This window comes from Arthrobacter sp. Marseille-P9274 (assembly GCF_946892675.1).
Classification (GTDB): Bacteria; Actinomycetota; Actinomycetes; order Actinomycetales; family Micrococcaceae; genus Crystallibacter.
Window position 1 is genome coordinate 1646531 of the sequence record NZ_CAMPOV010000001.1, and the last position, 13430, is coordinate 1659960.

Below are 13430 nucleotides of genomic sequence, written 5' to 3' on the forward strand. Positions count from 1 at the left end.
ACTTTAGCGTACGTCGGTCCTATTTCAGCGAATCATTTCACTGGTCACCGCTGCTTCGGGTTGCCGGCCCCACGTCCCGCAAACTGGGGTATTGCTTTTGCTCAACCTGCGGTCTTGATCAGTGGTTGCCTCCTCGAAAAAGGCTCGGGCCCGGCTTCCCGCACCTGACGACCCTGGTCCGGAGCACTGCTTGCTCCCCGTAGCCAGACGACCGGCCGCGCTGCCCTAGCAGGCAGAGGTTGGAAACCTGACGGTCGAATAAAGATTTGCTGGAAGTCATGAAAGGTTCTGACTAAGACCGATAACCGACGCAGATGGGCCGATAACGCCGCCGTGACGAAGGTGAAACAGCCGCGCTAAAGAATGGCTCCAAGGGGGAGATCACAACTGCAACTAGAGCATTATTGAGGTCCCTTATGAGCGCTGGCGTGCAGAGGCCACTCCACACCTCCCAACCAGCCCCAGTCCAGCCGGCAGCGCCGGCTCCGGCTGAGCACACGAAAACGAAGCGGGCGCTTGGAGTGGACCTTGCGTTCGTTGAGAGACGTTCCCTTGGACAAGTGACCGGGCGGCTGCTGACGGCCATCCGGTTCTACGGTCGGTCCTGCCGATTCCCGCTCGTTGCTGCGGCCTGCTGTCGAAGGTCCTGCTCGGCCCCCGACGGTGGCCTGCAGCACCTGGTCGACGCGCCGCCGGCGTTGTCCAGGGCGGACATCGAACTCATCATCAGGGAATCAAGTGACTGGTTGCCCACGAGGGTGCGCGGGCCGGGGCAAAGGCCCCTAGGCACTGTTCGCCAGTCCAGCCTTACGCGAAGTCAATGAGGAATGCCATGACTGCTTTGATACCGAAGCCAATGTCCATCTACCCGCCACCAGCATTGGCCCGACCGCCGCTGGCAAAGCCTCCGGAAGCGCCGCCGGAGCCGGGCCCCAACGAACCGACGCGGACCAAAAGAGCCATCGGCATCGACGTTGCCCGGTCCATCGCCCTGATCGGCATGGTGGCCGTCCACATCTTTCCGGAAGCTGACGTCAACAATGTCATGACCTGGGCGTATGCAGTGTTCGCCGGTCGCGCGGCGGCCCTTTTCGCGCTGTTGTCCGGGGTCTCCATCGCGTTTGTGGAGAGGCGGTCGCGGGGGAAGCTGTACGGACGGAACCTGTGGGCCGACCGGGGCGCACTCGTTTCCCGCGGCCTGCTGATTATGCTGGCGGGCCTCCTGCTGGCCTATTTGGACACTGATGTGGATATCATCCTTCCCTACTTCGGCTTCCTGTTCCTGCTGGTCATCCCGTTCTATGGCCGCTCGAACCGTCAGCTGCTGATCTCCGCAGTGCTGTTCGCGACCCTTGGGCCCGTCCTGCTGTTCCTGTTCGGCCATAATTTCCCGGCACAGCCTGATCCAACCGCGAACTACACCTTGAAGACGGTTTTTCAATACCCGGTGCCGTTCCTGGCCGACGTGCTTCTGACCGGCTACTATCCGACACTGCTCTGGATGGCCTACGTTTGCGTCGGCATCGTCATTGGCCGCCAGGTCCTGACGTCAAAGAAGGTCGCGCTCAGCATCGCAGCCTGGGGAGCCGGACTGGCCCTCAGCACCTGGTTCCTGTCTTACTTCCTGCTGGTCCAGGCCGGCGGCTTCCAGCGCCTGGTGGAGGCGACGCCGACGATGACCAGCGCGCAAATCAACCAAGTGCTGGCCTACGGTCCTCCGGAAGCACCGCCGATGCCAGACACCACGTGGTGGTGGCTGGCCGCCGTCGGTCCCTATACGAATACCCCGCTGAACGTGGTGCACAATTTGGGGGCAGCAATGGCCCTGACCGGAGTGGCGCTGCTATTGACGCGTTCCGGCGGCAGGATTTTCTCACCGCTGGCAGCGATGGGCGCTATGACGCTGACGCTCTATTCGGCGCACCTCATCGTCCTATGGCTCGACGTCCTGGACAGCGACCAGCCGCTGGTCTCCCTGTGCATCATGATCATTTCCTTCATGCTGTTCGCCCTCGCTTGGCGCAGCTCGATGGGCAAGGGCCCTCTGGAGCAGATCATCGCGGACTCCAGCGACTGGGTCCGCAACCTGATCCGGCATCCGGAGGAAAAGCGCTGGATGCGGCCACGGAAACAGCTGGAGGACCGCCAGCGTACTACTCCGGCTGGTGCCGGTCGCGGATGATGTGGTCGATTACGTTGGCTCATCACCCGTCGGACAAAAGTGGAGGCGTCTAGAAGCGCCGAGCCGTGCAATAAGACTCTGATCGATCGGGTGACCAGATAAATCTGGGCTGCAAATCCGCCAACCACCGATAACGGCGCCTACGTCGTGTGATGGGAGCTCGACAGCCGGCTACTGCCGTTGGCATCCGGTCTCTCCGGGTCGACCGGCATAACATGCCGTCAGATCCCCCAAAAAGGGGATTGCTGTTTGCTCAGTTTACGGGGCTGACGTTTTTACAAGTGGTCTCGTCCATCCTGAGAGTGGTCTTGATCTGCGGGAGTTTTAACTACTACCCACGGAGCAGAATCAAGACCCTTCTGGCCGGGTCCGGTTGCCTCCCCCAAAAAAGGTCCGGACCCGGCCTCCCCCAGCTGACGCTTCAGTCCCGCAACCCCGCATATTCCCGATTAATGTCGGCTGACGTAAGATTCCACGCCAGGGAACCAGGAGGGTCCGATGGCACTGTCGGAAGAAGAGCGCAAGCGGCTTGAAGAGCTGGAGCGTGACCTGACAAAGGATGATCCCGCTCTGGCGCAGGAACTTGCCCCGGGGCCGTCCGACGACAGTGCGGGCCGCCTCGCCGTTCTCTGCATCCTCGCAGCCGTGGCAGGACTCGTACTCCTCATTATCGGCATCGCCACCCAAATCATCGTCGTCGGAGTCCTGGGATTCCTGCTCATGAGCGGAAGCGTCTACCGTCTGATGACCGCTCCCCCGCCCCAGGACGGACAGTAACGACCAAGACCCCCGATTATGCCCCAGGCGCACCCAACAACCGACGACAAGGGACCGGCACCGGCAAACCCCTCAGGCGGACTTCAGTTGTTCGATGTCTGCTCTTCCAGCTCGCCCGCCTGGTCCCTCTCCATAGACTGAGACTAAACGCCCGTTTTGGCTGCCCTGACAGGGCCCGCACCCAATGACCTTCCGGTTACCAAAACGTAATGCGCGTCTTCCGTTCCTCCGACGATGTCTGCACCTAGTGTGGGTGGCCAGTGGCCGGCAACGGAGCCGTCCGCTGGTTCGGTTACTGTCCGGTGAGGAATGGGGATTCCATATGGCAGAGAACGACGACGGCAACGAGGTGTTCCTGTCCGTTGCACAGGTTGCAGCCCGACTGAACGTCTCGAAAATGACGATCTACCGTATGGTCCATACCGGCGAAATGCCCGCTGTGCTCATCGGGCACACCTACCGGGTCCGGGAAACGGCCCTGGCGCAGTATCTCGAACACGGCCTGATCGCGGCCAAGGCCGCCTGCCCCGTGATCAGCGAATCCAGTCCATTCCGAGGGGGACAGCGTGGCAAAGATACCGTTTAAGCCCGGCGACTACGTGGTCGCGGACGAACCGTTCAACGGCCGCAGGGAAGGCATCGTCAAAGTGATCAACGGACCCAGCATCGGCCTGCAGATCATCGGCGAATCCGGCACCGGCTACATCTACTACGACTACCGCGACGTAGCAAAACCGGACTGACCTGACCAGGCTGACCAGGCATTTGAAGCACCCCGGCCGCCATACACGGCAACCTTTCCTGTTCCTCCGCAATTAGGTTCAGGACTATGGTCAATCGCTTCATGAGAAGGCATGATTCATGTGTCGGAAGCGGACGGGCAGACAGGACGGCGACGAGCCATGACAACGGTACAGGAGCAGCCCGAACAGGGGACGCTGAATGATCCGGTCGAGCTCCGGTTCACCCCGCAGGGCGCGCCGCTGGCGGTGCGCTGGGACGGCCGGTTGTGGCCGGTAGCGGCGGAACCCCTGTACTGGAACAACCGCCGGAACCGATGGGAACCGGCCGTTCCGGCCGGCCCAAAGCGTGGCCAGTCGGACGACATCGAATACTGGAGGCTGCAGGTCCGCGCAATGTCTTCCGCTCCCCTGCGGACCCTCGAGGTGCGCAGGCATCCGTGCCGGGAAGGCTGGCACCTGACCCGTGTCTGCGATGAGCGACCGTGAAAAGCCGAGGTTCTGGCCTGTTACTGGACTAGTGGCCGCCTCTATTGGTTTTGTGTCCACCGCTGTTCTGTTGAGCAGCCTTGGCGGTCATGTACGGAAAACGATGCAGCAGCCGGTTGCCCCGCGACGATGCTTGATGCGGGCCTCATGTTGTGCGCCTCGTTGCTCGCACTGGCTGGCATCTCCTCGCATTGCTAAGCCGGCACCTATCGTCAAGTCGCAGATAACTGCGCATATGACAGGTCACCATCAGGCCTGCCTCGGGCACGCCATCCCGAACCCATGCCCTGCACCCACCCGGGCATACACAAGGACAGCCTCCCAGCAGGTGTGATCCGTGCGCTGGCAGAGCCCTGAACTGTAAGGATCAGCGAATCAGCCGAAGGTCGACAACCACCACCACGATATAAGGATCACTCCCAACACGGAAAGGACAGCCACGATAGCGACGAAACCCCAACGTCCTGTGCTCATGATTTCCCCCAATGCTCAGGAGAGCCTCCCAGCCCTCAGCCGTGCACTTCTATACAGTTTGGCGCGGGCGGGGTAATCCGGCAACAGCCGGATTACCCCGCCCGCCGGCTGGATAGCCGCCGGGACCAGGTACGGGTAAGGGCTGGCCCTTGCAGCGGGCCGCCATCAACCAAGCGACCGAGCTTTCCCCGACGACCCTTGGGCATCACCTGAACGTATGGGAAGACCTCGGGGTGATCAGCGGCAACATCGCGACAGGTGAACGGCGCGGCCGATCTGTCGTCTACTCCGCCAACCACGAGTTCGTCCGGCAGCTCTGCCGGACCAAGACGGACTTCCTGCTGGGCAAGAAACCGGGACTCATCGACGCGGGCAGCTGCCAGGACATGCGGCCGCCCCGGCCGGTATCGGGCCGGGGGTGTCCCTATGGTTTTCGTCAAGCTGCTGAGGGCAGGTCATTCGGCGTTGGGTCTTGATAGAGGGTGCCGTCGCGGGGCATGGCGAAGAGGACGTCGGAGCGACGTCGGGCGAGGGCAATGATGGCCTGGTTGTGGCGTTTGCCTTCGGCGCGTTGGCGTTCGTAGTAGGCCCTCGAGGGCGGGTGGTACAGGGCGGCGAAGGCGGAGAGGAAGAGAGCGCGTTTGAGTTTCTTGTTTCCTCGCCGGCCTGCTGGAGGGGAAGTCATCTGTCACAAGAAACCCGACCTGTGTGCGTGCTCGCCTTGTCTGAACCTGAGTTCCAGGTCTACCAGTGCCAGCCGCATTAGCGTCTGATCCCGGGCCCAGCCGGCCCGGCCGTTGCACTCTCGGAACATCTCTTCCTGTAATCGGGCCGCCAGAGTGTAAAGGTCTTCCAGCGACAGAGCAGCCAGGTCGGAAGGGAAAAACGTCTTCGGCCGGATGGAGAACATGGGCGGATTTCCTTCCTCCCCAACCGCCTTGAGTCTAAGCCCGTCACCGCAGCTCCGCACACCCCTGAATCGAAGCGTCTCCGGCTGCCTGGCTGGCCCCTTTGACCAGGATTCCCGTCGGGCGGAAAGGTGCCGGCATCCGGCGGGCAGGACGTCAGGGCCCGGGACGGCTAGGTCGGTTCGGAGCCGGCGGGTGGAAGGTCGGGGTTCAGGTCCTCGATCCGCAGGTCCTCGGCGGCCAGCGGCACTGCGAGCTCCGCTCCTACGATGCCGGCCAGAATGGTGCCGGCGGCGAGGGAAAGCAGGGCGGCCGCTGCCCGATTTCAGGCTCTGAGGTTATTGCCTTGCAGCGGGGCGTAGGCTGATGCCAGCAGCCTACTGAGGGAGCTGTCATGAGCGATTCCGGTGCAGAGGCGGATGGGGAGATCGCAGGACTTCCGGCGCGCAGGCACGGCCTGGACCGGCGCATGATTCTTGAGGCCGGTGCCGATTTTATCGAGACGCACGGGCTGCGCCAGTTGTCGATGCGCCGGCTGGGCGCCCGGCTCGGAGTGGAGGGCATGTCCCTCTACCGCCACGTGCCGTCGCGGGACGACTTGCTGGACGGCATCGTGGAAGTCGTACTGGATGATCTTTATGGCGATCCCGAGGTCTATCTTGAGCCGAAGAACGGCTGGCAGGATTACCTGCTCCGTCTGGCCCGCGGGCTGCGGCGGGTGGCGCTGGCCCGCCCGCAGATCTTCCCGTTGATTGCCACCCGACCGCCCCAGGCCCCGTGGATCCGCCCTCCGCTCAGGAGCCTGCGCTGGATTGATTCCTTTTTCGGGGCCTTGGGTGCGGCCGGCTTCCGTGACGACGCCGCAGTGGCGGCGTACCGCGCTTTCAGCAGTTTCCTGCTCGGGCACCTGCTGCTGGAAGTGGCTGCGAAGGGTGCGGATATCGCACCGGTGGAAATGCCGGAACCGCAGGGGCAGATCCCCGGGGGCCTGGAAGCGTATCCGCATGTGCGGCGGCTGGAGCAGCGCCTCTCCGAGGACCGCAGCGCCGAGGAATTCGAAGAATCCCTGGCCAACCTCCTGAACCGGATCGCAGCTCTCCGAGACTAGCCTTCCTCGCCCGGCCCCCTAAGGAAGTTGAGGGAAAGTTCCGGGATCTATTGCCACCGATTAGTAAGCATGCTTTGCTTACACCGTAAACATTATCCGGTTGCGCGGGTCACCGAAGCTGCGCTCCTGAGAACGGAAAGCAGGCGCCTTACTGACCCGTCCCGGCTGATCCGCCGCGTGACGACAGGCTGCAGGGTTGACGGATCTAACTGTCCCGGATCGGGAGGGGCGCCTCCCGGCAGGTCAAAACACATGAATGCAGAGTGTCACCGGAGGTTTCCATGACAGGCAGGGCCGATTTTTCACAGACAGCAGATAAGGGCCGCAAGGCTCCGGACCCCGAGGACGGCCGGAAGCCGGACAGTCCGGGAGAGGTCAGCAAGCCGAACTGGAAGTACATTCTCAAGCGGACGCTCAGGGAGTTCTCGAAGGACAACTGCACTGATCTCGCGGCGGGGTTGACGTACTTCGGTGTTCTTTCGCTTTTCCCCGCACTGCTGGCGATGGTGTCGCTGCTGGGCGTCATCGGGCAGGCCGAACAAACCACTCAGGCCCTGCTGCAGATCGTTGAAGGCGTGGCGAGTCCGGAAGTCGTGGAGACCCTGCGGCAGCCGATCCAGCAGCTGGCCAGCGCGCCGGCGGCAGGTTTTGCCCTCGTCGTCGGTCTGGCCGGCGCCATCTGGTCCGCGTCGGGCTATGTCGGCGCTTTCGGGCGGGCGATGAACCGGATTTACGAGGTCGACGAGGGACGGCCGTTCTACAAGCTGCGCCCGGTGATGCTGGTCATCACCGTGGTCATGCTGCTGCTGGCCGTGGTGATGGCCCTCATGCTGATCGTTTCCGGCCCCGTGGCCCAGGCCGTCGGTGACGCCGTCGGACTGGGCGGGACAGCCGTGACCGTGTGGAACATCGCCAAGTGGCCGCTGCTGGTGCTCTTCGCGATCCTGATGATCGCCGTGCTGTACTACGCGACGCCGAATGTGAAGCAGCCCAAGTTCCGGTGGATGAGCATGGGGTCCTTCATCGCACTGGTGGTACTGGCGTTGGCTTCCCTGGGTTTCTTCTTCTACGTCTCGAACTTCGGCAATTACAACAAGACCTACGGTGCCATCGGCGGCATGATCGTGCTGCTGCTGTGGATCTGGATCGCCAACCTTTCGCTGCTGTTCGGTGCTGAGTTCGACGCCGAAATGGAGCGCGGACGCCAGCTTCAGGGCGGGATCGAGGCCGAAGAGACGATCCAGCTGCCGCCCCGGGACACCAAGGCCAGCGAGAAGAAACTCGACAAGGAAAGGAAGGACGTCAAAGACGGACGCGTGCTGAGGGAACAGCACGGCAAAAACCCTGATCAGGACTGACCGCACTACAGATCGAGCATTGGAGCAACCAGTATGACGACGCAGAACCGGCAGGAACCCTCGGTACAGGCTACGGAAGGCCTTGACCAGGGCAGCCACGCAACCACGCAAGAACCGTCAACAGCGTCCGCGGCCAAGGACGGGGCTAAGGACGTCGCCCGGCAAGGTACCCAGGCCGCGAAGGACGTGGCAGGCACCGCCGCCTCGGAGGCGAAGAACCTCACCCGGGAGGCAGGAACACAGGCAAAAAACCTGGTGAGCGCGCTGGGCTCGAACCTGAAGGACCAGGCCGGCACACAGCAGCAGAAGGTCGCCCGGGGGCTGTGGTCCCTCAGCGATGAACTGCAGTCGATGGCCCAGGGCGCGGAGAATTCGGGCCCTGCCTCGAACCTTGTCGGGCAGGCTGCCCAGCGCGCCGGGAACATGGCTGTCTGGTTCGAAGCACGTGACCCGGGGTCCCTGCTCGAAGAAGCCAAGGGCTTCGCCCGCAAGCGTCCCGGTGCTTTCCTGGCCATCGCAGCCGGAGCCGGCCTGCTGGCCGGACGCCTGACCCGCGGCCTGACCGGAAGCCAGGCAGGCACCCAATCCCCGGCCGGGACACATGTTCCACCGGCTACCCCGCCCAGTCCCGCTGCAGCGCCCAGCGCCGGCAGAACGGGCACCGCCGCGTCCGCGGATGCGGTTGATGCTTTGCCCGATCCCTGGGATGCAGAGCCGACTATTGCCCCGGGCACTCCCCCGGTGAGCACGAATCCCGGCGGGAGGCTACCGCTCTCATGACGCACCCGAATTCCAGCGGCGCCCACTCCTATGAGGTCCCGCCAACACAAGCCGAAGAGCGGGCCGCGAATGCCTCACTCGGGGATATCCTCGGCGACGTCAGCCGCGATATGTCCACCCTGATGCGCCAGGAACTCGAACTGGCCAAGGCCGAACTGAAGGAATCCGGCACCAAGGCCGGCAAGGGCGCCGGCCTGCTCGGCGGCGCGGGAGTTGCCGGCCACTTCGTCCTGGTGTTCCTCTCGCTGGCCCTGACGTTCGCGCTCGGCACGCTGATCGGCCTTGGCTGGTCCGCGGTGATCGTCGCCGTGATCTGGGCAATCGTCGCCGCCGTCCTCGCGGCCAAGGGCAAGAAGGCCCTGAAAGAGGTCCGCGGGATGCCGCAAACCGCCGAAACCGTCAAGGAAATCCCCCCGACACTGAAACCAGGTGAGGAAACCCCATGAGCCAGTCACCAGAAGAAATCCGTGCCGAAATTGAGCGTACCCGTGCCGAACTGGGCACCAATGTCGATGCCGTCGCCGAGAAGATAAGCCCCGCCGGCATCGCCGGGCGCCAGAAGCGCAAGGTCCGGGACAAGCTCGGCCAGGTCAAAACCAGCATCATGGGCTCCGCCGACAAGGTCAAAACCAATGTGCTGGGCACCGGTGACGATGCCAAGTCCAGCGTTCTCGGCTCCGCAGAGGAGGCCAAGGGCACCGTAGCCGACACGGCACATCACGCAGGTGAGGTCGTGCAGAACCTGCCGCACCAGGTAACCGGGAAAACCCGGGGCAACCCGCTCGCGGCGGGACTGATCGCCTTCGGAGCAGGCCTGCTGGTTTCCTCCCTGATACCGGCCAGCGAGAAGGAAAAGGAAGCCGCTACAGCGCTGAAGTCCAAGGCCGAGCCCTTGACGACGCAGCTGCAGGACGCAGCCAAGGACATCGGCCAGGACCTCAAGGGCCCGGCCCAGGACGCCGTGCAGTCCCTGAAGGACGCCGCCCAGCGGGTCAAGGACGAAGGTGCCTCCGCGGCCTCCGACGTCCAGGACCGCGCCCGGGATGGCAAAACCAACGTCCAACACACCGAAACAGGCACGACAGACACCCCCACCCGGCCCGGAACCGTACCCGGAACCACGCCGCTCTGATTGTGCAGTCCACGCGATTCAACCATCAACAAGGACCGGGGCTCCCCCGTGCCCGGCACCAACAAAGGAAATGAAATGATCAACAGAGAACACATCAATCGCCTCGCCGGCGGCAACGCCAAAGTCCTTGATTCCGAGGGCAACAAGATCGGCAGCGTCGGACAGCTGTACCTCGATGACCGGACCGAAGACCCGAACTGGGTCACCGTGAAGACCGGACTGTTCGGCACCTCGGAAACATTCGTGCCGCTCTCCGAGGCCACCAGCGACGGCGATGACATCCGCGTCCCCTACACCAAGGACCAGATCAAGGACGCCCCGCGGGTCGACCCGGACGGACACCTCAGCCCGGCCGATGAGGAACGGCTGTACTCGCACTATTCACTCGGCGGCGGCACCAACTCGGCCGGAACAACCAGCACCTACTCCGACACCCGGACCGGCACCACCGGGAGGGATCGCACGGACCAACGCGGCACGGTCGGCCACGACACCTCCGGCCCCACCACCGACGATGCCATGACCCGCTCCGAAGAGCAGCTCCGCGTCGGCACCGAACGCCGGGAAGCAGGCCGCGCCCGGCTGCGCAAGTACGTCGTCACCGAGAACGTCACCCAGACCGTGCCGGTCAGCCGCGAAGAGGTCCGCATCGAGCGTGAACCGATCACCGATGCCAACCGCGGCGACGCCCTCTCCGGTCCGGACATCAGCGAAGAAGAGCACGAAGTCACCCTCCACGAGGAACGGCCCGTCATCGAGAAGGAAACCGTCCCCGTGGAGCGGGTCCGCCTCGACAAGGAAACCGTGACCGACGAGGAAACGGTCACTGAGGAAGTCCGCAAGGAAGAGATCGAGACCGACGGAACCGGCACCCCAAACCGCTAAGCCGGCCGTTCCGAACGCTAGCCGCAGTAGGCCTCCCCTCCAGGGAGGCCTACTGCACCTGAATCCCTGCCCGCTCCGCCCCCGCGAAGAGGTGAAGTTCAAACGCAGAGCCGGGGCCGGGCCCTCAGGAATGAAGATGCACGTCCACCTCTACGGGAGGGGGCTTCATCCTGGCAGCTCGGCAGCTAACCCGGGCCGCACCAGCACTCCCGCCCGACGCAGGACCGGGAACCAGCACTGACCCCATGAAGGGAACGCAGGGCCATGTCGGATCTGGAGCAATGGCCAACGGCCCGCCTGCTCATCACTGCCAGCAGGCTGGTCGAGAATACCTATAACGAAGAACTGGCCGGCCTCGGTATCACCTATGCAGGCCTGACCGTCCTCGCTGTCCTCGCCGAGCAAGGGCCACTGAAGCAGGCTGACCTGGCAGAGGAACTGAAAGTACAGAACCCGAGTGTGGGGAAAATGATCGAACGGCTGACACGGAAAGGCTTCGTAACCGGCACCCGCTGCCGGCCTGGCCGGCGCACTCAATTGATCGCCATCAGCCCGGAGGGACAGGATGTCCTGTCCAAGGCCCGCCACCTCGAAGACGGGCTCCAGCTTCCCGAAGCATCCGGCAAGGCCAGCCTGCGCAACCATGCGCGAAGGTTGATTGCGACCTATTGGTGAGGCAATGGAACCTGCACACCGGAGACAACTGAATCCCGGAAGCCCTTCCGTATCAACCGCTGCTCTGGATAACCTGGCGCAGGTGTCAGAGGCTGTGGCGGTCTGAATATCCATGTCTTCGCACCCCCATTTCTAGTTGACAGCTACTAATCCACCCTTGAGGACACGGATCCGCAGCATCCCTCTGCAAACAAGTCCTAGGACGACGGATAACAGTGCATATGTTCGGCTTAGGGCCACAGGTACGACGACCCTCCTCGCCGAGGAACCAGAGCGTGGTACATGCCATGAAGAAAAATCACCAGCGAGCTTCCACTTGGCGTGGACATTTCGGCGGCTGATGCTGTGTCCACCTGGTGTTCCGCTGGCTTACGTTGCCGCAATAGTCGGTTTCTTCACCAAGCCAGGACAGCGGGCGAGACGATGGAAGCGGCGCTGGAGTCAAGCAGTCGGCTTCAGCGCTTCACCGTGCTGCCCTAGCGAATGTGGCTTGCCCGGCAATTCGAGACAGCGGATCTTCGCGGCAGGTGACGGCCGGCCTTTGTCATCAGGACCCGGGGCGAGAGTCCCACGAACATCTGGCCGGCGGAAAGGTTCCGCGACGGGGTTCAGGTTCAATGTCGTTGCCTCTTTGGGCGCCCGGTGTCAGGGTCTCTCCTTTGCCAGAGTCAGGGGACCGGTTGGGCCCGATGGCACGTTAAGTCCTGGTTTGGTCTGCCTGTGCTGCGCCTTCATCCGAGAATCGGCAGGGCCGACGGTGCGCTCTCGACCTTGACGAAGGTGCCGGAGTCTACGGACTTCACTTCGCCGTCGATTTGATAGGGCAGGGGTTTGAGCGTGGTGAACTCGTAACTGCTCACGCTTGGCTGGTCCCCCAGCCCCTGGGTAGTGGCGCGCAGGGCCTTCAGCAGGACCCGCCACTTGGGCATGTGCGGGAAGATGACCACTTCGAATTTTCCGTCCGAAAGCTTGTCATCGGCCTCGCTGAGCGTGGCGTACTTCGCCATCTCGGCGATGTTGGCGAAGACGATGCTGTCGAACTTCCGGCGCTTGCCGTCGGACTGACGTATCGCGAAGGGCTGGAACTTCGAAAACGTCCGCACCACGGAAATCATTTCCTTGAAGGCGCCTTTGCTCCCCTTTTCCAGATCGATGGCCATCACCGGCGTCAGACCGAACCCGATATAGGAGTGTGCGTATTCGCCCGGAGCGTCCGGCCCCTGGCCGGTGTGGATGCGCAGCAGGTCAATATGCCGCACCCGGCCCTGCGCGACCGCTTCTGCCAGCGGCATCGTGCCCGTGGTCCGCCGGTGATCGTTCGCGTTTCCAGCCGCCATCACAGCACACACCGCGTTCGGGTTGCCCGCCTGCATGACACCGTTGACCACTTCGTTGTACCCGCCGTCACCGCTGACGGACACGATAAGCACGTCGCGGCCTCCGGCAGCGGCTTCATGCGCCAGCGTGACGGCATGGCCGGCATGCCCGGTTGGCTGCAGCCTGATATCCGGGGCGTAGGACAACAGTTCCCTCAGCCCGTCGCGCAAATGCTCCGCCAGCTTCGGTGCATCACCGGTGCTGTTGGGATTGAAGATGATGACAATCGATTCAAAGCTTCGTGCAGACTCCATCACGCACTCCAGTAAAAACTAGTGAATGCCCACCGTGCACCGACGCCTTCGAAAATACAATGCCAGCCCCGGAATCCGCGCGCCACCCGGACAGCTGGCATGGTCCCACTTCATCATGAACAGGCCTCGCAGGCCTACCGGCAGCAGCTGGCGGCAGGCCCACCAGAGAACATCATTCGAGCCGGGATGTGAATGAAGTCGAACGACGTTACTACCTGTCCCGGTACCCGGACAGGTACCACAAAGACCGCGGCCTTCACCACCGTTCAGGCGTTGATCGGCTCCCCGGTG

13 protein-coding genes and 2 pseudogenes are annotated in these 13430 nt (G+C 63.2%); 12 read left to right on the forward strand and 3 right to left on the reverse strand.

Annotation, left to right across the window (positions count from 1 at the left end; all coding sequences use genetic code 11):
• Positions 1-832 precede the first annotated feature (832 nt).
• The 5 genes from OC550_RS07480 (at position 833) to OC550_RS07500 (ending at position 4188) form a co-directional block, all read left to right on the forward strand.
• On the forward strand, positions 833-2182 hold the full coding sequence (locus OC550_RS07480) for a DUF1624 domain-containing protein (RefSeq protein WP_262104797.1): 1350 nt from the start codon (positions 833-835) through the stop codon (positions 2180-2182).
• Between the two features lie 498 nt (positions 2183-2680).
• Positions 2681-2959 carry a DUF3040 domain-containing protein gene (locus OC550_RS07485; RefSeq protein WP_262104799.1) on the forward strand — a complete coding sequence of 93 codons (279 nt, stop codon included), beginning with the start codon at positions 2681-2683 and terminating at the stop codon, positions 2957-2959.
• 322 nt (positions 2960-3281) lie between these two features.
• Entirely contained in the window at positions 3282-3545 is a 264-nt protein-coding gene (locus OC550_RS07490; protein ID WP_262104800.1) for a helix-turn-helix domain-containing protein, read from the forward strand.
• Positions 3526-3702 carry a hypothetical protein gene (locus OC550_RS07495; protein ID WP_262104802.1) on the forward strand — a complete coding sequence of 59 codons (177 nt, stop codon included), beginning with the start codon at positions 3526-3528 and terminating at the stop codon, positions 3700-3702. The genes OC550_RS07490 and OC550_RS07495 overlap by 20 nt, the downstream gene beginning before the upstream one ends.
• Before the next feature lie 159 nt (positions 3703-3861).
• Positions 3862-4188, forward strand: a complete 327-nt coding sequence (locus OC550_RS07500; protein WP_262104804.1) for a hypothetical protein — start codon at positions 3862-3864, stop codon at positions 4186-4188.
• 910 nt (positions 4189-5098) lie between these two features.
• On the opposite strand, the pseudogene OC550_RS07505 reads toward OC550_RS07500, so the two are convergent.
• Positions 5099-5326 (reverse strand): annotated as a pseudogene (locus OC550_RS07505) (IS110 family transposase); the annotation flags it as partial.
• Positions 5327-5742: 416 nt separating this feature from the next.
• Positions 5743-5877, reverse strand: a pseudogene (locus OC550_RS07510) (AI-2E family transporter); the annotation flags it as partial.
• An 87-nt stretch (positions 5878-5964) separates the two neighbouring features.
• Between OC550_RS07510 and OC550_RS07515 the strand changes: the two are divergent.
• The 7 genes from OC550_RS07515 to OC550_RS07545 all read left to right on the forward strand — a co-directional run bounded on the left by OC550_RS07515 (position 5965) and on the right by OC550_RS07545 (position 11508).
• Positions 5965-6678 carry a TetR/AcrR family transcriptional regulator gene (locus tag OC550_RS07515; RefSeq protein ID WP_262104810.1) on the forward strand — a complete coding sequence of 238 codons (714 nt, stop codon included), beginning with the start codon at positions 5965-5967 and terminating at the stop codon, positions 6676-6678.
• Positions 6679-6959: 281 nt separating this feature from the next.
• Positions 6960-8036 carry a YihY/virulence factor BrkB family protein gene (locus tag OC550_RS07520; RefSeq protein WP_262104812.1) on the forward strand — a complete coding sequence of 359 codons (1077 nt, stop codon included), beginning with the start codon at positions 6960-6962 and terminating at the stop codon, positions 8034-8036.
• Positions 8037-8069: 33 nt separating this feature from the next.
• The gene (locus tag OC550_RS07525) at positions 8070-8816 is read left to right on the forward strand and encodes a hypothetical protein (protein ID WP_262104814.1); all 747 of its coding nucleotides are present in this window, start codon (positions 8070-8072) and stop codon (positions 8814-8816) included.
• Positions 8813-9262 carry a phage holin family protein gene (locus OC550_RS07530; protein ID WP_262104816.1) on the forward strand — a complete coding sequence of 150 codons (450 nt, stop codon included), beginning with the start codon at positions 8813-8815 and terminating at the stop codon, positions 9260-9262. Before OC550_RS07525 ends, OC550_RS07530 begins: the two co-directional genes overlap by 4 nt.
• A complete protein-coding gene (locus OC550_RS07535) occupies positions 9259-9948 on the forward strand; it encodes a DUF3618 domain-containing protein (RefSeq protein ID WP_262104818.1) in 690 nt (229 codons plus the stop codon). The genes OC550_RS07530 and OC550_RS07535 overlap by 4 nt, the downstream gene beginning before the upstream one ends.
• Before the next feature lie 75 nt (positions 9949-10023).
• Entirely contained in the window at positions 10024-10833 is an 810-nt protein-coding gene (locus OC550_RS07540; protein ID WP_262104820.1) for a PRC and DUF2382 domain-containing protein, read from the forward strand.
• A gap of 264 nt (positions 10834-11097) precedes the next feature.
• Positions 11098-11508 (forward strand): MarR family winged helix-turn-helix transcriptional regulator, encoded by a 411-nt coding sequence (locus OC550_RS07545; protein WP_262104822.1) that lies wholly within the window; start codon positions 11098-11100, stop codon positions 11506-11508.
• Between the two features lie 731 nt (positions 11509-12239).
• On the opposite strand, the gene OC550_RS07550 is transcribed toward OC550_RS07545, so the two are convergent.
• Positions 12240-13139, reverse strand: a complete 900-nt coding sequence (locus OC550_RS07550) for a diacylglycerol kinase family protein (protein ID WP_262104824.1) — start codon at positions 13137-13139, stop codon at positions 12240-12242.
• Positions 13140-13430: the final 291 nt, after the last annotated feature.

Bases quoted from the DNA above. Each gene is read 5' to 3' on its own strand.
- OC550_RS07550 (WP_262104824.1), bottom strand. From the start codon at position 13,139: ATGGAGTCTGCACGAAGCTTTGAATCGATTGTCATCATCTTCAATCCC.
- OC550_RS07525 (WP_262104814.1), top strand. From the start codon at position 8,070: ATGACGACGCAGAACCGGCAGGAACCCTCGGTACAGGCTACGGAAGGC.
- OC550_RS07530 (WP_262104816.1), top strand. From the start codon at position 8,813: ATGACGCACCCGAATTCCAGCGGCGCCCACTCCTATGAGGTCCCGCCA.
- OC550_RS07515 (WP_262104810.1), top strand. From the start codon at position 5,965: ATGAGCGATTCCGGTGCAGAGGCGGATGGGGAGATCGCAGGACTTCCG.
- OC550_RS07490 (WP_262104800.1), top strand. From the start codon at position 3,282: ATGGCAGAGAACGACGACGGCAACGAGGTGTTCCTGTCCGTTGCACAG.
- OC550_RS07540 (WP_262104820.1), top strand. From the start codon at position 10,024: ATGATCAACAGAGAACACATCAATCGCCTCGCCGGCGGCAACGCCAAA.
- OC550_RS07500 (WP_262104804.1), top strand. From the start codon at position 3,862: ATGACAACGGTACAGGAGCAGCCCGAACAGGGGACGCTGAATGATCCG.
- OC550_RS07520 (WP_262104812.1), top strand. From the start codon at position 6,960: ATGACAGGCAGGGCCGATTTTTCACAGACAGCAGATAAGGGCCGCAAG.
- OC550_RS07485 (WP_262104799.1), top strand. From the start codon at position 2,681: ATGGCACTGTCGGAAGAAGAGCGCAAGCGGCTTGAAGAGCTGGAGCGT.
- OC550_RS07545 (WP_262104822.1), top strand. From the start codon at position 11,098: ATGTCGGATCTGGAGCAATGGCCAACGGCCCGCCTGCTCATCACTGCC.
- OC550_RS07535 (WP_262104818.1), top strand. From the start codon at position 9,259: ATGAGCCAGTCACCAGAAGAAATCCGTGCCGAAATTGAGCGTACCCGT.
- OC550_RS07480 (WP_262104797.1), top strand. From the start codon at position 833: ATGACTGCTTTGATACCGAAGCCAATGTCCATCTACCCGCCACCAGCA.